Origin of the sequence: Faecalibacter rhinopitheci (assembly GCF_015234135.1) — a bacterium.
In the GTDB taxonomy this organism is placed as follows: Bacteria; Bacteroidota; Bacteroidia; order Flavobacteriales; family Weeksellaceae; genus Empedobacter; species Empedobacter rhinopitheci.
This window is the reverse complement of the sequence record NZ_JADGIK010000006.1, coordinates 183,608-202,350: the sequence shown is the minus strand read 5'-3', so window position 1 is coordinate 202,350 and position 18,743 is coordinate 183,608. Positions and strand designations below refer to the sequence as shown.

At 30.1% G+C, this 18,743-nt stretch carries 16 protein-coding genes; 9 read left to right on the top strand and 7 right to left on the bottom strand.

Features of this window, described 5'->3' with window-relative positions; translation table 11 throughout:
• Positions 1-49: 49 nt before the first annotated feature.
• A complete protein-coding gene (era, locus tag IM532_RS10300) occupies positions 50-937 on the bottom strand; it encodes a GTPase Era (protein ID WP_194183373.1) in 888 nt (295 codons plus the stop codon).
• Positions 938-1,126: 189 nt separating this feature from the next.
• Between era and IM532_RS10295 the strand changes: the two genes are divergently transcribed.
• On the top strand, positions 1,127-1,402 hold the full coding sequence (locus IM532_RS10295; RefSeq protein ID WP_228063711.1) for a hypothetical protein: 276 nt from the start codon (positions 1,127-1,129) through the stop codon (positions 1,400-1,402).
• Between the two features lie 57 nt (positions 1,403-1,459).
• Here the strand turns inward: IM532_RS10295 and IM532_RS10290 are convergent, their stop codons facing one another.
• Complete coding sequence (locus IM532_RS10290) at positions 1,460-2,491, bottom strand: hypothetical protein (RefSeq protein WP_194183372.1); 1,032 nt, start codon at positions 2,489-2,491, stop codon at positions 1,460-1,462.
• Between the two features lie 126 nt (positions 2,492-2,617).
• Here IM532_RS10290 and scpA point away from each other — a divergent pair, with 126 nt between their 5' ends.
• The 3 genes from scpA (at position 2,618) to IM532_RS10275 (ending at position 8,158) form a co-directional block, all read left to right on the top strand.
• A complete protein-coding gene (scpA, locus tag IM532_RS10285; protein ID WP_194183371.1) occupies positions 2,618-4,750 on the top strand; it encodes a methylmalonyl-CoA mutase in 2,133 nt (710 codons plus the stop codon).
• 77 nt (positions 4,751-4,827) lie between these two features.
• Entirely contained in the window at positions 4,828-5,346 is a 519-nt protein-coding gene (locus tag IM532_RS10280; protein ID WP_194183370.1) for a hypothetical protein, read from the top strand.
• Between the two features lie 61 nt (positions 5,347-5,407).
• Positions 5,408-8,158 carry an outer membrane beta-barrel protein gene (locus IM532_RS10275; RefSeq protein ID WP_194183369.1) on the top strand — a complete coding sequence of 917 codons (2,751 nt, stop codon included), beginning with the start codon at positions 5,408-5,410 and terminating at the stop codon, positions 8,156-8,158.
• 55 nt (positions 8,159-8,213) lie between these two features.
• Here IM532_RS10275 and IM532_RS10270 read toward each other — a convergent pair whose 3' ends face one another.
• Positions 8,214-8,726, bottom strand: a complete 513-nt coding sequence (locus tag IM532_RS10270; protein ID WP_194183368.1) for a DUF2480 family protein — start codon at positions 8,724-8,726, stop codon at positions 8,214-8,216.
• A 153-nt stretch (positions 8,727-8,879) separates the two neighbouring features.
• Between IM532_RS10270 and lpxB the strand changes: the two genes are divergently transcribed.
• The 4 genes from lpxB to IM532_RS10250 all read left to right on the top strand — a co-directional run bounded on the left by lpxB (position 8,880) and on the right by IM532_RS10250 (position 12,479).
• Positions 8,880-9,995, top strand: coding sequence for a lipid-A-disaccharide synthase (lpxB, locus tag IM532_RS10265; protein ID WP_194183367.1), 1,116 nt, complete (start codon positions 8,880-8,882; stop codon positions 9,993-9,995).
• 121 nt (positions 9,996-10,116) lie between these two features.
• Positions 10,117-10,560, top strand: a complete 444-nt coding sequence (locus IM532_RS10260) for a hypothetical protein (protein ID WP_194183366.1) — start codon at positions 10,117-10,119, stop codon at positions 10,558-10,560.
• 16 nt (positions 10,561-10,576) lie between these two features.
• On the top strand, positions 10,577-11,131 hold the full coding sequence (locus tag IM532_RS10255) for an RNA polymerase sigma factor (protein WP_194183365.1): 555 nt from the start codon (positions 10,577-10,579) through the stop codon (positions 11,129-11,131).
• Entirely contained in the window at positions 11,118-12,479 is a 1,362-nt protein-coding gene (locus tag IM532_RS10250) for a hypothetical protein (protein WP_194183364.1), read from the top strand. The genes IM532_RS10255 and IM532_RS10250 overlap by 14 nt, the downstream gene beginning before the upstream one ends.
• A gap of 14 nt (positions 12,480-12,493) precedes the next feature.
• On the opposite strand, the gene IM532_RS10245 is transcribed toward IM532_RS10250, so the two are convergent.
• Positions 12,494-12,931 (bottom strand): DUF2141 domain-containing protein, encoded by a 438-nt coding sequence (locus tag IM532_RS10245; RefSeq protein ID WP_194183363.1) that lies wholly within the window; start codon positions 12,929-12,931, stop codon positions 12,494-12,496.
• A 77-nt stretch (positions 12,932-13,008) separates the two neighbouring features.
• On the opposite strand from IM532_RS10245, the gene IM532_RS10240 reads away from it, so the two are divergent.
• Positions 13,009-15,012 (top strand): ComEC/Rec2 family competence protein, encoded by a 2,004-nt coding sequence (locus IM532_RS10240; protein ID WP_194183362.1) that lies wholly within the window; start codon positions 13,009-13,011, stop codon positions 15,010-15,012.
• Here the strand turns inward: IM532_RS10240 and IM532_RS10235 are convergent.
• From IM532_RS10235 to IM532_RS10225, 3 genes are read right to left on the bottom strand one after another with little or no spacing between them, the layout of a single operon-like run.
• On the bottom strand, positions 15,002-15,445 hold the full coding sequence (locus tag IM532_RS10235; RefSeq protein WP_194183361.1) for a thioredoxin family protein: 444 nt from the start codon (positions 15,443-15,445) through the stop codon (positions 15,002-15,004). The genes IM532_RS10240 and IM532_RS10235 overlap by 11 nt on opposite strands.
• A gap of 14 nt (positions 15,446-15,459) precedes the next feature.
• Positions 15,460-17,229: a peptide MFS transporter gene (locus IM532_RS10230; protein ID WP_194183360.1), complete on the bottom strand. Its 1,770-nt coding sequence runs from the start codon at positions 17,227-17,229 to the stop codon at positions 15,460-15,462.
• A gap of 26 nt (positions 17,230-17,255) precedes the next feature.
• Positions 17,256-18,740, bottom strand: a complete 1,485-nt coding sequence (locus tag IM532_RS10225; RefSeq protein WP_194183359.1) for a peptide MFS transporter — start codon at positions 18,738-18,740, stop codon at positions 17,256-17,258.
• Between the last annotated feature and the right edge of the window lie 3 nt (positions 18,741-18,743).

Sequence of the window (18,743 nt, the reverse complement as noted above, 5' to 3'; positions counted from 1 at the left end):
AAAAAAAGCGTTGAAAAATCAACGCTTAATGTTTATTTAATGTTATTATTTAATAACCGAAACGACGTAAATCATTTTCTTTTTTACGCCAATCTTTTCTAACTTTAACAAATAGTTTTAGGAAAACTTTTTTATCAAAGAATTTTTCTAATTCTTCTCGTGCTTCTTTTCCTACTTTTGATAAAGCCTCTCCTCTATGGCCTATAATAATTCCTTTCTGAGAATCTCTTTCAACAAAAATATCAGTTTCTATAGAAATCAAATTAATTTCATCTTTGAAACGTTCAGTCACAACTTCTACTGAATAAGGAATCTCTTTCGTATAATTTAATAAAATCTTTTCACGAATAACCTCGTTTACTACAAATCGTTCAGATCTGTCAGTCAATTGATCATCCGGATAATATTGAGGTCCTTCAGGAAGCATTTCTTTAATTCTTGTTACCAACATCTCAACATTTACATTTTCTTTTGCAGAAATAGGTAATATCTGAGCGTTTGGTAAAAGTTCATGCCAGTATTCTACAGCCTCATATAATTTTTCTTGTGTAGCAGTATCTATTTTATTTAATAATAATATTATAGGAGTTGAAGTTTTTTGCATACGAGCAAAAATTTCTTCATTTTTCAAACGTTTTTCTCCAACTTCAACTACATAAAGAATAACATCCGCATCTACCATAGATTCGTTCACAGCATCCATCATCTTTGTCTGTAGTTCGTATGCAGGATCTAATACACCCGGTGTATCAGAAAATACGATTTGATAATCCTCTCCTGTTAAGATACCTTTTATACGATGACGAGTAGTTTGTGCCTTATGGGTAGCAATAACTAATCTTTCTTTCATCATAAGATTCATTAACGTAGATTTTCCTACATTCGGATTACCAATAATATTAACAAAACCGGATTTAAATTTCTTTTCGTCTGACATAATGCAAAATTAAGAAAATAGAATGAATTTTTTATATTTTTATAGTGTTGGTCAAATTTTTGAATATATTTTTAATACACTTCTAGCCTTAAATTATGAATAAAAAATATATGATATTTATTAGTTTAAATGAATTCATTTTGTAATTTAGGTAATGTGTAACAAGAAGAAATATAAAACTACAAAAGAATGGAAATGATGAGAGCTGAATTAATTGAAAAGGAAGAGTTAACAAACTACAAATTTTTAGATGCACCACTAGACGAAATACAGGTACAAAAAGAAAAATTGTTAAACTCTGTTCGTTTAGGAAATGAATTTAAATCAAAAGCTTTTATCACAATACAGACAGATCAAGGTCCTAAAAAAATTGAAACTACTGTTTGGACTGTGACGGAAAAATATTTACAAATTAAAAATGGAGTTTTAATTCCTTTAAAATCATTGATTGATATACAATATTAATAAATAATTTTTAATAAAAAGGTGCTTAAACTAATGTTAAGCACTTTTTTTTATTGTTTAATTCTCAGCTAATAAACGTTTTACTTCACTTCTAATTACCGCACGATCATCGTTTTCAGGAAAATCTCCAATAGAATAATTTTGCCTTGGAATTTCATAATCCTTTAACCCATCGGTAGGAAATTTAAAATCGTCTATATATAATCTTTTAACTACTAATGTTACAACTTCTTTTCCTGTCTCGCTATGTGGATAATTAATTACTACGAAACGACTATCTATATAAGGTCTCAAAACATCTTCTATATGGTCAAAATCAATAATTGTATTTAACTCGTTATCTAGATATTCATTGGGCAGTAACCATCTAAATGTTTTATTATCTACTATATGAACTACTTTTTGAGTATCAATTTGATCATTGTAGTTTGGAGAATTTACTAACATATGACCTTGTGCAGAACGAGATATTTGCACTTCTCCGAAAGTTGTAAATTCTTCTTCTCCTAATTTTCTTATTCCGATAGGGAACAATTTAACACTAAAAACCTCATATATATGTTGTTCATCATTTTTATATAAATGTGATTTGGTTTCATCTTTTATGCCGTAAGCTTCTACCACAATTTTCTCTATTCTATGTAAAACATCACTAGACTGATGAACTTGCGCCTCTGTTAAATAAACATAATTTAATCCCCAATGAATTGTATTTTGGTCTTGCCCTGTATAAGGAATTTTTATAACATCTGTTTGCTCAGTACAATAAATATCCATTTTAGCTTCAATGGCTTGAGCAATTACAATAGCTCCAGATTTCATCCTAATCGAATTACTTAACAATGTAGTATCCCCTTGCTTTAATTCTAACAATTCATTTAATGCTATTACTGTATTTTTGATGTTTTGCTTACGCATTTCTACATCAAATATTACTTCGCCTTGTAATTCGCTAATTGAAATTACTGCATCTTCTTCTGCGTACTTTTCTAAGAATTTACGAATATCAAGCTGCCATTCAAGGGCTTTATTTTCGTCAATCGTATCAATTACTTCTTGAATATTAAGTTTACTAAATTCTAATTTCATAGTAGTTGGTTTTGTTTTTTTGTTTCAATAACCTTACCAAACCAATCAAATTCATTTTGTTACATTTTTAATAGTTATGATTATATAAGGAAAAATTTTATGTAGGATATTTTTTATATTAGCAATATGAATCACAAAAAAGATTTTTCAAATTTAAAATTTGAACGAAAATTAAATTTAGTTCAACCTGAACTTGAAAATTTTGAGCTTGACAGCTTAAAAGTTAAAAATAATTATAGCTACGCAGACGTTAAAGATTTAAAACAAACTGAATTTTTACCAGGGGTCTCACCATTTCTTCGTGGACCATATACAACTATGTATGTTCGTCAACCATGGACAATACGTCAATATGCCGGTTTTTCTACTGCAGAAGAATCAAATGCTTTCTATAAAAGAAATCTTGCTGCAGGACAAAAAGGATTATCTGTTGCATTTGATTTAGCCACACACCGTGGATACGATTCTGATCATGAACGTGTAGTTGGTGATGTTGGTAAAGCAGGTGTAGCTATTGACTCTGTAGAGGATATGAAAATTTTATTTGATCAAATTCCATTAGATAAAATATCAGTTTCCATGACGATGAATGGTGCTGTACTTCCTATTTTAGCGTTTTATATCGTTGCTGCTGAAGAACAAGGTGTTTCTCAAGAAAAATTATCTGGCACGATTCAGAATGATATACTAAAGGAGTTTATGGTACGTAATACGTATATCTATCCTCCTACACCTTCTATGAAAATCATTGCGGATATTTTTGAATATACATCTCAAAAAATCCCTCGATTCAATTCTATTTCTATTTCAGGTTATCATATGCAAGAAGCTGGAGCTACACCTGTTTTAGAAATGGCTTACACATTAGCCGATGGATACGAATATGTAAAAACAGGGTTAGAAGCAGGATTAAAGGTGGATGACTTTGCGCCACGTTTATCATTCTTTTGGGCAATAGGAATGAACTTTACCCAAGAAATTGCAAAACTTCGTGCTGCACGTATGCTTTGGACAAAACTGATGCAAGAGTTTGAACCAAAGAATCCAAAATCATTAATGTTACGAACGCATTGTCAAACTTCGGGATGGAGTTTAACAGAGCAAGAACCTTACAACAATATCGGTAGAACAGCTATCGAGGCTCTAGCTGCAGCCTTAGGTGGAACTCAATCTCTACACACTAATGCGTTAGATGAAGCCATAGCTTTACCTACAGATTTCTCTGCTCGAATTGCTCGAAATACGCAAATTATTTTACAAGAAGAAACGCAAATTTGTAGAACTGCAGACCCTATGGGTGGAAGTTTTATGATAGAATCTCTTACAAATGAAATGGCTAACCAAGCTTGGGAATACATCAAAGAAGTAAGAGAGTTAGGAGGAATGACAAAAGCCATAGAAGCTGGAATTCCTAAAATGCGTATTGAAGAAGCTGCTGCAAAAAAACAAGCAAAAATAGATTCTGGTGAAGATGCTATTATTGGTGTAAATGCTTACAAATCTAAATTAGTACAAGACGGTTTTGATATTTTAGATATTGATAATTCTGCGGTACGCGAAAAACAATTAGCTCGATTAAATAATATTCGATCAACACGTGATAAAAATAAAGTTGAAGAAATATTAGATCAACTAACATTAGCTGCAAAATCGGGCAATGGAAATTTATTAGAACTTTCTATTGAAGCTGCTCGTCGTAGAGTAACATTAGGCGAAATTTCAGATGCTTTAGAAAAAGTATACGGAAGACATAAAGCGATTACAAGAGGAATACAAGGTGTATATGCTATGGATGCAGGAAAAATGGAAAGTTTTGAAAAAGCTAGAAAACTGGCTGATGAATTTGCAGAATTAGACGGAAGACGTCCACGTATTATGGTGGCAAAAATGGGTCAGGATGGTCATGATCGTGGAGCTAAAGTAGTTGCTACCTCATATGCTGATATGGGATTTGATGTAGATATCGCACCTTTATTCCAAACGCCTGCTGAGGTTGCTAAACAAGCTGTAGAAAATGATGTTCATATTTTAGGTATTTCGTCCTTAGCCGCAGGACATAAGACGTTAGTTCCTGAAGTTATTAAGGAATTAAAAGCATTAGGTAGAGAAGATGTTTATATTATTGTAGGAGGTGTTATCCCACGACAAGATTATGAATATTTATTTCAAAATGGTGCGCATTCTATCTTTGGACCAGGAACACACTTAGCTGAGTCAGCAATTGAAGTTTTAGATAATCTTATTAAAGATTTAAAATAATATATAAGTTTAATTCCTGTGAATAAGTTATATTAACAGGAATTAAACTCTAATTTTACATCTACAAAATATATAACATGAACAAAAACCTACGATTAATTTTAAAAACAACGTTTACATTTATAATTGTCTGGTTTATCAGTTATTTCGTATTTGGTGAACATATTGGATTAGAATTCTCTGATTACAATTTTGCTCAAATTTTTCCTAAAATATTAACCTTTGCCACAGGAACTAGCATTTACTTTTTATGCTTATTGAGTATTAATAAAAATAGAGGTTGGAATTATAAAAATATTCTCAAATTTATCTTTGGAATTCTACTTGCATTTATTCCTTTTATATTGTTTAAATATTATTCTTCTGTAGGAAATTGCCAGAATTGGGAAGTTACTAAACAAGTTAAAAGTACTTTGTTTGTTTCTACTTCTTCCAATTCAGAAACCATTAAGTTAATTGAAGTTTATTGTCCAGAAATGGATTTAAAAGTAGATAAAACATTCCGTATCATGTCTATAACTCCTTTATTTAACACAGTTTCTGAAATAGACACAACAAATATTAGCCCTACAAATTGGAAAAAATTTAAGCAGTAGTTAAACTTTTGGTTAAACTTTTGGTTAAATTTTTGGTCTAATAAGGACATTAAGTTTAACTATGTTTAAAAAATTATCCACTCTTTTTTTCCTTTTATACGCTGTTTTCTCAATAGCTCAGGAACAAATTTCTCTTAAGGGGAAAGTACAAGATCAGATAGAGTTTCCGCTTACCGATGTTTCAATAACCATCGGGAATAAAGCTGACTCTACTAAAATTACTTCAACTTTCACCGACGAAAATGGTGAATTTAATTTATCTTTATCTACACTAGATAAACCTTTTTATATCATAGTAGATGATCCAATTGAAGGTATATACACAAGAAGCTTTAATAATTTAACCCAAAACCTAGATTTAGGTACTATTGTATTAAGTCCACAAACTTATCAATTAAAAGAAGTTTTATTAACGACGAATGAACCAGTTGTTATTAAAAATGATACAATAGAGTATAATGCAAGTTCGTATAAAGTAAAACCAAATGCAAACCTTGAAGCCTTACTAAGAGAGCTACCAGGTGTTGATATTGATGATGATGGCAAAATTACCGTAAATGGAAAAGAAGTTAATGAAATTCTTATTGACGGGGAACCATTTTTTGGGACAGATGGTAAAATTGCATTAGAAAATTTACCTGCTGATATCATTAAAAAAATACAAGTATCAGATTTTAAATCAAGAAATGAGAAATTCTCAGGTGAGAAATCAAGATCCGATAAATCTTCTATTAATATCACATTACAAGAAGACAAAAAACAAGGTTACATGGTAAAAGGTACTGTGGGATATGGTACAGATGATCGTTATGAAGCTAATATCATGGCTAACTATTTTAAAGGAAGTCGACGTTTAAGTTTAATAGGTTCATCAAACGATATTGCAAGTACAGGTTTAGCAACCGGTGCAGGATCATTTGGTCGTGGTGGAATGGGAAAACGTGGTGGTAACGGTATCACAAACAGCTCGTCTATCGGTTTAAATTATAATGATAAAATTAATGATTATTTTACTGTAGGTGGAAATTATAACTTCGACCATAGTTACAATAAAAACGATAATTACACGCGTCAAGAAAATTTATTACCAGATAATATCTATACGACAGAATCTAACACGATTTCTAAATCCGAAAACTTTAATCATAAGTTTGGTTCTACATTAGAATGGAATAAAAATCTAACAAAAATCTACTTTAATCCAAGTTTTTCTCATGGAACATCAAGCTCTACAAGAGATTTTGATAGCCAATCTACAGATGAAAATGGAGAATTAAGAAATGAGAGTTTTGGTAGTAATAAAAATGAATCTAAAAATAATGGATTCAATTCTGAAGTAACATTATACCAAGGATTCAAAGATAAATCTTACTTAAATGCTTCAGTAAAAGCTTCGATTGATGATAGAAATCAAAATAATAGAATCAATACAAGCACTTTATTTTACAACTCAGATCGTGAGGATGATATTCGTAATCAATTAGAGAAGGTAAATACTAAAAACAATTCTATTTCTGCTGATTTATTTTATACATATCCAATTGCAGATTCTTTAAAATTTGCTGTAGGTACGAAATATGAGTATAACTATAATGAAAATGATAATCAAACATGGGAGTATGATCCATTGTTAAATGATTTTATCGTTAGAAATGATATTTTTAGTCGTTATAATGAAATGAAACAAAATAAAGTTTCTCCTTATGCTGAATTACAATTAAATAAATCTAAATTCTCTGGAACATTACGTGCTGGTTCTGATTTCTATAATCAAGAAAATTATGGATTTTATACAGGAAGTGCTTATAATTTAACTGTCCGAGAAATGTTACCTGCGCTTCAAGCCAATTTACGCTACAAAGCGGGGAATAATAACCTATCTTTTAATTATAATTACAACACAAGCTTAGCTTCTACAACACAGTTATTAGCTATTGAGAATTTATCAGATCCGTTAAATATATTTGTTGGTAATCCAGATTTAGATCCAAATAAATCTCACCAATTATCTTTAAATTTCTCCAACTTTGATCGTAAAACGCGTCAAGGAATAAATGCAAATTTTACATATACTTACAATCAATCTAGTATTGTAAATTATTCGTACGTAGATGAAGATTTAATCACACGTTCTACTTATACAAATGTGGAAGGTAATTATAGATTAAATGGAAATTTATTTTGGAGTAAACAATTAAATAAAGCTGCTAATAAATTAAACTTAAACGTAGGTTTATACTCTAGCTATGCACGTCAACAAGCGTTTAGAAACTCACAATTATATACAGCATACAACTCTAGTATAACACCTAGTGTACGATTAACATATAATTGGAATAATTATATTACACTTTCTCCATCTTATAACTTAAGATACTCAAAAACTAATTACTACAATTATACATTAGATGAACAAACTAATACAGTTCATAATTTTAGTTTAAGATCAATTACGACATGGCCAAAGAACTTAACTTGGACTAACGAATTTTCTTACAACAACAATTCAAGAATGGCTGCCGGTTTCAAAAGAGATTTCTTCTTATGGAATATGCAAATGATGTATTCATTCTTTAATAATAAAATGGAAGCTGGAGTAAAAGTATTTGATATTCTTAATCAAAATAACAGTTATACGCGTACAATATCAGACGAATATATCAGAGATGAACGTAACAACATTTTAACTCGTTTTGTAATGTTTTCAGTAACATTTAACCTAAATCAATTCGGAGGTAAATCTTCAGGTTCAAATATGAATCAAGATCGTCCTCGCGGTGAAGGTCGAGGAATGGGAAGATCAGGATTCTAATTCTAAATAAAATAAAAAATCCACTCTAAAGAGTGGATTTTTTTATTAATCCTATTTATACTTTTTTCTTTTTGTACAATGGAACTGTACTACACGCCTCTCCAAACATTAATGAGTTTACAACGGGTTGCAATTTCTCAATTAGTAATATGTAAGCTGAATCTGGCACTGGTTTTTGAGAACAACCTTTTACAATCACTTTTCCATCCACATATTCTTCAAGATTTAAATTATTAATTACTTCTGTATAAATAATTTGATCTAAATCCTTTAACGAACCATGAATCACTTTTTTAGCAACTGGCTGTAGATATGTAGCAACCAATAGATAAGCCCAAGAAGGTACAATTGCATCTGCCGTACAAGTCATAGCTACATATGAACCTTGGTATTGCGACCAATCATGATCTTTTAAATTTTGTCTAAAATCTTTTTCTTTCAAGATTAATTCTTCATATAACCAATCTTTAAGATCAAAAATCACACGATTACCTGTTGGATAATAATCTTCTAAATCCAAAGTTATTAATCCGCTATTTGTTACTTTATTTAAGATTTCGTCAGACATTTTTAGTAAGTTTTTAAAGAAGTAAAGTTATAAAATTAATATGGCTATCATTCATAACAAATGTTAAGAACAATAAATTCATTTTTCTTCATCTAATAATCTTACCAAATCTTACTAGGATAATTTATCTTTGTAAGAGAAAAACAATTTCCATTGAAGTATTATATCATAGCAGGAGAAGCATCGGGCGATTTACACGCTTCGAATTTAATGAAAGAAATTAAAATCAAAGATCCTAAAGCAGAATTTAGATGTTGGGGAGGTGATTTAATGGAAGCACAAGGCGCAACAATTGTGAAACATTACCGCGATCTTGCATTTATGGGTTTTGCTGAAGTAATCATGAATTTACGTACAATCCTTGGGAATATTTCTTATTGTAAAAAAGACATTAAAAACTATCAGCCAGATGCTGTTATATTAGTTGATTATCCTGGGTTTAATTTACAAGTTGCAGAGTTTGTAAAGAAGCTTGGTATACGTGTCTACTACTATATATCTCCACAAATATGGGCTTGGAAAACTGGCCGAGTACATAAAATAAAAAAAGTGGTAGATAAAATGTTCGTCATTTTACCCTTCGAAGAAGAATTTTATCAACGTTATGATTATAAAGTTGATTTTGTAGGAAATCCATTATTAGATTCACTGCACAATTTACCTTCGATCAACCCTGAAGAAATAAAGCAAAAATATGGTTTAGATAATCGTCCTATAATTGCATTATTACCCGGAAGTCGAACACAAGAAATTAAAGTTAAACTACCTCTGATGTTATCAGTAAGTAAAGATTTTCCAGATTATCAATTTGTTGTTGCTGGTGCCCCATCACAACCTATAGAAAACTATAAAGCAATCGCAGGAAATGATTTAAAAATAGTTGAAAATAGAACATACGATTTACTACGTATGTCTCATGCTGCATTAGTTACTTCGGGTACGGCTACTTTAGAAACAGCGTTATTAAAGGTTCCGGAAGTTGTATGTTACAAAGGGAATCCTCTTTCTTATGAGATAGGAAAACGAGTAGTAAAGAATATTGAATACATCTCTTTAGTTAATTTAATAATGAATAAAGAGGTTGTGAAAGAATTAATTCAGTACGACTTAACGTATGAAAACATTAAACACGAATTAAATCTTATCTTAAATACAGCTAAACGTGATCAGGTTTTAAAAGATTATGACTTACTTGTTCATAAATTGGGTGGTGTAGGTGCATCCGAGCGCACAGCTAATCTTATCATAAAAGATTTGACTTCTAAATAAATATTATCCTCTTATTTTAATAAGAGGATTTTTTATTAAAAAATGTTAAAATTATATTTTTAACGCAACCCTTTTACTTTTATTCATCTTATAATTATATAACTTTAAAAAAAATAAAACTATGAAAGTGATTAAATTACTTACCTACTTCACGATGTTAATGTTTGTAGGTTTTACAACAATTAGTTGTTTAAATGATGATAATTCATCTGAAGAATATACTTCATACGGATTCGTTCCGGCTTTAAAATTAGAATATAATGTAGACTCTGTTGCTCCTATAAAAAAACCGACTAACATACATGTTACATTTGAATTAAAAGGAGATTGTCAAGATTTTGTAGAGTTTAAAGACATTGCTTCATCAGCAAGTGACGTAAAAAACTTTGGCGTATTTGGATCTCAAAAAAATAATTCATCATGTACTAATGATATTAGAATTGTGACTAAAACATACCGATTTGTTCCTACAAAAGCGGGGGAAAATACAATCAGAGTTTGGGCTGGTAAACTAAATGGAGAAGATATTTATATCTCAGAAACAATCCAGATTCCTGCGGAATAAAAGTAGATTATAAATTTTGGAAAACCCTCTTATAAAGATTATCCAACGATGTCAAAAGAATGATAGAAAAGCACAGCAATTAATTTATACTGAATTTTCTAGCATACTTTTTTCAATATGTCTTCGGTATTCTGATAATTACGAAGACGCACAAGATTCTTTTCAAGAGGGTTTTATCCTTATATTCAATAAAATTGATCAATACAATTTTCAAGGTTCATTTGAAGGATGGATGAAGAAAATAATGGTAAATGTATCTTTACAAAAATACCGGAAGAAGAATAATCTTAAAGTAGAGGATATAGAAAATATCTGTGATGTAGAAGAGGAAACTATTGATTTTGATGACCTCACCAGCTACCAAGAACTTCTTACCATTATACAATCTCTTCCATACCAATATAGGCAAGTTTTTAATCTATATGTACTTGAGGAATATTCTCATCAAGAAATAGCCACGTTATTAAATATATCCATCGGCACCTCAAAATCCAATCTGTCTCGTGCTCGAAATATATTAAAACAAAAATTATCTCATCTGAAATATCCTATTGAAAATGAACAATTTTGATCAAAAAATAAAAGATAAATTATCCCAGCCACAAGCTCCTCCTCTAGATGCTTGGACTAATATTGAAAATCAATTACACAAAAAACCAAAGAGAAAAATAGTTCCTATTTTTATTTGGCTTTCTTCGTCTGCGGCATGTATTGCAATATTTGCCTTCCTGTTTTTTTCATCTAAAAATAATGAACAAAAAACTTCTTCCGATTTTGTGATTAACAAAAAAGAACAAATAAAGAATACAAGAAAACTAAATAAAGATGCTGTTTTTGTAAAAACAAGAGATAATGATTCTTTTGAAAATACTTACATAGTTAATCATACTAATGTAGATACTAAAACTATGTATAAAAATATAAGTTATAATAGTCTTACAGCACCACAAAATATATATACTAAGGAGATAGATAATAATACAGAATTTGGAGATTACTGGAACAATTATTATTCAAATCTTGGTTTAAATTCAAGAAATGAAAAGTTAAAAAGCAATTCGATTGATGGAGAAAATATTGCTTATCAAGCTAGCCAAGTTAAACTTCCTGTAGTTAAAAATGATGATGAAAAATTTCTTGAAGAAATACTTCTTGAAGAAGAAACTCGTCATATTACAAAGGAAACTACAAAAAGCTCTCCTAAGTTAGCCATATCTTCATTTGTTTCTCCTACTCTATTATTAGACTCAAAATCTATCTTATCATCAACATTTAATGCTAATACACTGCAAAATGATATTACAGTTTCTTATGGAGCAAAAGTTTCTTATATAATAACAGAGAATATAAAAGTACGTGCAGGAATTGCTAAAATAGATTTAGCGCAGAATACAAATAACATTACCACATCTTCTGTAAGTAATATGTCTTCTATTAACACGATACAATCAGACAATAATTTTGCAAATAATCCTGAAAATATAAAATACACAAGTGAGATAAGCATCTTAAATAATGCGGAAGATTTTCCTAATAAATACTATTTATCAGCGGATAATAAGATGAATCAAAAATTAGAATTTGTAGAAATTCCGATAGAAATAGAGTTAAATTTATTTAAACACAAAAGATTTAATATTTCTGCAATAGGTGGTGGAAGTTACTTTATATTAACTAAAAATGAAATCGATATTACTAATTCTACATCTGGAAAACTGAAAATCGGAGAAGCTTCTAATGTAAATAATACTAGTTTTAGTGCAAATGGAGCTTTAAAATTTGAATATCTTTTTAATGATAAAATAGGAATTAATCTGGAACCTTATTATAAATTATTGCTGAATCCAATAAAAGATAATCCCAATAATGCCTCGTCATTGATAGGAATTAATCTAGGAATGTCGTTTCAATTAAAATAAAAAAAAAGCGATGATTAATCATCGCCTTTATTATTTTTCAAAAATATAATAATATTGTTATTTTGCTTACTTGGTAATTCTCTTGCCTCTTCAAAAGTAGGTTCTCTTAGGAAAGGTGAACTATCTCCAGAATATCCGTAAGGTTCTTTCTTTACACCTAAAAAACTTTTATCCAATATTTTATTATTATTTGTATCTACAAAAACTTTTACTGCATAGTAAGTTTCTTCAATATTCTTAAACGTAGTTTCAAATTGATCTAAGTCTTTAATTGGAATATATAATTTCTTAAATGCATTTTCACCTTTTGTATAATTTTCTATATTTCTGTAGAATTCTATAGACAAATTACCTTCTACTTTACGTAAATTTTTAATTGTAAGCTTTACATCAGTTTGTGCATTTATAGTATGACACAAAAAAAATGATAAAACCAATAAAAAATATCTCATATGAATTAGATTTAAACTAACTGAATTACAAATACTTAAAAAACAGTTTTTACAATTCTTTATCGTAAATTATTAAAATGAAAAATCATCTCTTTTCATTTTTAACAATTTGCTTAGCTATCGGAATATTTATTTCTGATAGCTGGATTAATTATGCGAATTTACGAATTTATTTTATTTTTCTTCTCTTTACCTTGTTTTTCAATCAATTAATAAAAAATCATATATTCAAAACCATAGGATTTTGTGTACAATTTATTTTGTTAGGAATCATACTCCATACAACTATCAATGCCCCTGCTAATGAACCTTATATACCTGCAAAAGAAAAAAAAGTAGCTCAATATGTTATCATAGAAAACTATAAAGCTTCTGCTAAATACCTCAAGTTTAAAGGTCGGAATTTAGTAAACGGAAATGTAGGTTTATTACATGTTGAAGATAAAAATTTAAAAATATATCCTAAAGATACACTTGTTATTTATGGAAATACATATGAATTAAATGAGGCTAAAAACCCTTATCAGTTCAATTATTCAATGTTTCTTAAAAAACAAAAAATCAACCATACAATTTATGTAGAACATGTTTTAAAACATAAATCTAATCATTCGCACTGGAAGAAAATAGCTACAAAATCCAAAGAAAATATCCGAATATTACTAGAGAAAGCTGGGTATTCCTTAGAAGCCCGTTCTATTATTTCGTCTATGCTGCTTGGCGATCGTAGTGAGATTTCTCAAGAATTAAATGATAGTTATATAGCTACTGGTGTGGTGCATATATTATCCATCTCAGGCTTACATGTTGTGATGATTTTTATGATTTTACAATTTATTTTAAAGCCTCTTTTATATCTTCGAAATGGCAAAAAAATTCGAATTATTATTGCATTACTTATAATTTGGCTATTTGCATTTTATGTAGATATGCTGCCGCCAGTATTTCGTTCCGCCTTAATGATCTCAATCTATTATACTTCTGAATTGTTAAAAAGACCTAAAAATATATTTCATACTATATCTTTAAGTGCATTTATTATTTTACTAATTCAGCCAAATTATCTATTTGACGTAGGCTTTCAACTAAGTTTTTCAGCAGTATTTTTTATAGTTTGGCTTAATCCTATTTATAAAAAACTATACAAGCCCAAAAATAAAAAGGTGAAGTATTTCTATGATTTGTCTACTACAAGCATTAGTGCACAACTTGGTACAATGCCCTTTGCAACTTATTATTTTAATCAGTTTTCTGGTCTTTTTCTTTTCGGAAATGTATTTTTAGTTCCTGCCTCTTTTTTAATGATTTTAGGGGCTATTTTAGCGATTATTTTAGTCTTATTAAATATACAGCTTACCTTATATGTAAATTTTTTTAATGCTTTTATATATTATAGTAATGCTTATATCAAATGGCTTGCTTCTCATGAAACCATGATTATGAAACAAGTTTACATTTCACCATTTATAGCCTTCTTAATCATCATAATATTAATAGCTATTAAACCTTTGATTTTATATAAATCAAAAGTGTCACTTTATGTTATTGTTGCTTGTTTACTGGGTATACAAATCAATAGATATATGGATTTTAATAGCATCAAAAATTCAAATGAAGTTATAATTTTTCATCAATACAGGACGAGTTTAATAGGCATAAGAAACGGACATGAATTAACTATTTTACATGCTCATAATTTGGATTCATCGCAGACTAAACAATATATTATTAGACCTTATCAAATACATCAACGGATAAAACATACCACTTATATTGCTCTAGATTCGGTCTATGAAAACAACTATTTTCATAAAACGAAATCTTTTCTATTTGTGAATAATGAAACTTATTTTATAGGAGAAAATTTAAGTAAAAACCCTGAAAATGTAGACTATATTTTGGTGAGAAATTCAAGTTATAAACCTGAAGATTTGAAGGATTTAAAGCAAATAAAAAGGGTAATTGCTGATGGAAGCAACTACCCTAGTTATATTTCAGAAATGGATTCAATTTTAAAACTAAATAACCATTCTATTTTATGGAATACCTCAGAAAAAGGCTCTTTTCAGATTAGATTTTAATATCTTCTTTAAAATCGCTTGCTGATCTATATCCAAAAACTAATTTTTCTGTATTTCCTTTACTATCAATTACAACAGTTGCTGGATAACTTAGTCTACCTTGCGAAAATATAAAAGCTAAATAGTTAGCTTTTGCACCGTCTATATATGTATAATTGATTCCTAAGAATGATACCATCTCCTTAGTTTCTGCGTTAAATTTCACAGGTATATAATTATCATTTACATACTTTGTAACAGCAGGATCTACAAAAGTTTCCTTGTCTAATTTTTTACAATATCCACACCAATCAGTGTAAATATTTAGTAAAATAGGCTTACTAGGATTCTCTTTACTTGCTTTAGTAGCTTGCTCTAAAGTCATCCAATTAATCTTTTGTGCAAAAGTAAATGAAGATAAAAGAATTGTAATAACAGTTAAAAAAGTTTTCATAAGTCTTTGTTTTATTATTTAACGCCGTGCATTAATTTCTTCAATACTGGGTTTAATGCCATTACAAGTAATCCTGCTACAATAGGAACTACTGTAAAGATTAAGAAGAAAGTTGATAACGAGTAATTATTTGTAATATTTTCGATTTGACCACCGATAATTGCAGCTAATTTGTTACCAATTGCAATCGCTAAGTACCACATCCCAAACATAAATGCAATCATACGTGCAGGTACTAATTTAGACACATAAGATAATCCTACTGGTGATAAGAATAACTCTCCTAATGTGTGGAATAAGTATGCTAATACTAACCAAATCATTGATACTTTAACTCCTTCTTGAATTCCATGAGATCCGAATGCTAATAATCCGAAACCAATCGCCATAATAATTAATCCTAAACCATATTTTACAGCTGCTGGAGGATTTAATTTAGAATCCCAAATTTTAGAAACTGAGGATGCAAATGCAATAATAAAGAATGAATTTAAGATCGAAAACCATGATACTGTAATCTCTGATGAAGTCGCTGTAAACTCACGGTACAACATCCAAATTGCAATTCCCCAAATCCCTACAAAACATAGAATTTGAACAACGTTAGATAAGGGTGCTTTTCCAAATGTTTGTTGCGTTAATTTCCCTACCACGTAAGTAATAATAGCTAATGGAATAATTGTTAAACCAGCATTTATGATATTAAATATAGTTAAAGAAGTACCTTCTAAAGTACGATCTACATTATCTCGTGCAAAAATCACCAATGAAGATGCTCCTTGCTCGAAAGACATCCAGAAGAAAATCACAAAAAATGCGAAGATAATTACCGCAATCATACGATCACGAACTACTTTTGTATAACGTGTTAAACGTGAAATTACTACACCTAAAAATAAGATTAACGCAACAAGGATTACAAAATCTTGTCCTGCTAAAGATCCTACTTTAAAGTTGAATAGATTGATATCTCCTGCTTTAGATAAAGGATCATTAAATGCATATCCTAAACCTAATAAAGTCATTACTCCAATTAAAATTTTATCTACTAATGTAAATGGATTTAATTTATCATTAGGATCTGTTGATTCTGCTCCTAATTTTGCTGCAGCAGCTTTTTGTTCCGCTGTTGGTGGATCTCCAATTGTACCGAAAATTGGTTTTGCAAACCAGAATTGTAATGTACCTAGTAACATAAAAATACCAGCTAAACCAAATCCCCAGTGCCATCCGATTTTTTCAGCTAGATAACCACATAACATCATTCCAAAGAATGCTCCAGCGTTTACCCCCATGTAAAAAATAGTGTACGCACCATCCTTTTTCTCAGGATAGTTTTTATACATTTCGGATAAAATTGAAGTCATATTAGGTTTAAAGAATCCTGTACCAATTACCAAACAAGCTAATCCTATGTACATAAAAATTGGCGCATCTAGTGCCATAGAAGCATGACCTATAGTCATTATAATAGCTCCAATTACTACTGCCCATCGATAACCTAAATATTTATCGGCTAATATTCCTCCAAAGATTGGTGTAATATATAATAACATCGCATATGTACCATAAAGAGCACCTGCTTGTTCTGCATCCCAACCCCAACCGTTGAATAAAGGTCCTTTATCTGAAAGGATTGCTGATGTTAAGAAGTTAATTAATAATACACGCATCCCATAAAAAGAGAAACGTTCCCACATTTCTGTGAAGAAAAGTACGAACAATCCCGAGGGATGTCCTAGTACTTTAGAGTCAAAAAAGTTTTGTTCCTTAAGTGCGCTCATGTTTGTTATTTATTTTTCGTTTATTCTTATTTTACTTCTTGCATTAATTTGCGAATCAATGGTGATATAGCTATAACAATTATTCCTGCAACTAATGAATATATTGCCAATTGTTGGTAACCATCTGTATAAGCTGAAAGCTTTTCTAGTAATGAAGCATTATCGTTTGGCGTAGACATCCCTGCACCAATAATTCCGGCTAGATATTGTCCATACGCTGATGCTAAAAACCATAATCCCATCATCATACCACCCAAATGTTTAGGAGATAATTTTGTTACCATGGATAAGCCAATTGGAGAAAGACACAATTCTGAAATTGTAACTACAAAATATGCTAGTGCAAAAATCTCTAAAGAAGTTCTTCCTTCACTATCTGCAAAGAATCTTGTTGTGTAAAAAATGTAGTATGCAGCTGCTAACATGATGAAAGCTAATCCAAACTTTACTACAGTATTAGGTTCTATTCTACGTTTTGCCATCCATAACCATACTAAACCTAATAATGGTGAAAAGATGATAACATATAATGAGTTTGCACTATTATTTACAATGTTCGGATCCATTGGAAGTGAGAACAATGTTGAATGTAAATTTTTATTTGCAAACAATGCTAAAGAACCTCCCGATTGTTCAAAAATTGCAAAGAAAATAATTGATAAAGCAATCATGATAAAGGCAGCAATAAACTTCCTTTTATCTTTAGAACTCGGGATTTTGTATAATTGATACAAGTAATAAATTACAGCTAAAGGACCTACTGTAAACATAAACATGTCTGTGTAAGAAGTGTTTTGTATCATTATATAAATTAATGGAATACAAACCAAAGCTCCTGCATAAACTGCAATTTCTCTTGTCAAACGTTTAGCTGGTTCTAAATTAATCAATGGCGAATCACCAATTGGACCTAACTCTTTTCGAATGAATAAGAATAAAATCACACCGATAATCATAACCAATCCAGCTGCTAAGAAGGCATAGTTCCATCCTACCTGTTTACCCAATAATACACAAACAAACCCTCCTAAAAAGGCTCCAATATTAATTCCGGAATAGAATAATCCAAATCCTGCATCACGTCGTGGATCACCTTCTTTGTACAATTCCCCAACCATTGAAGAAATATTTGGTTTAAAAAATCCTGTACCAATGATACTCAATGTTATTCCGTAGTAAAAGAAGTGGTGTGGATCTGCTGCGATCAGTAAGTTTCCGGCAATCATGACTAATCCACCGAATATTAATGATTTTTTGAATCCTAAAATTTTATCAGCAAAAATTCCTCCTACGAAAGTAAAGGCATATACAAAAGCTTGAATAGCACCATATTTCAAATTAGATTCTACATCTGTAAGTCCCAACATCTCTACCATAAAAATGGCAAGTACCCCCCTCATTCCGTAGAAACAAAAACGTTCCCACATCTCTACCATAAACAAATGCCAAAGTTGTTTGGGGTATTTACCCTCAAAATTTTGGATTTGTTCTAATGTTAATTTTTGACTCATAAT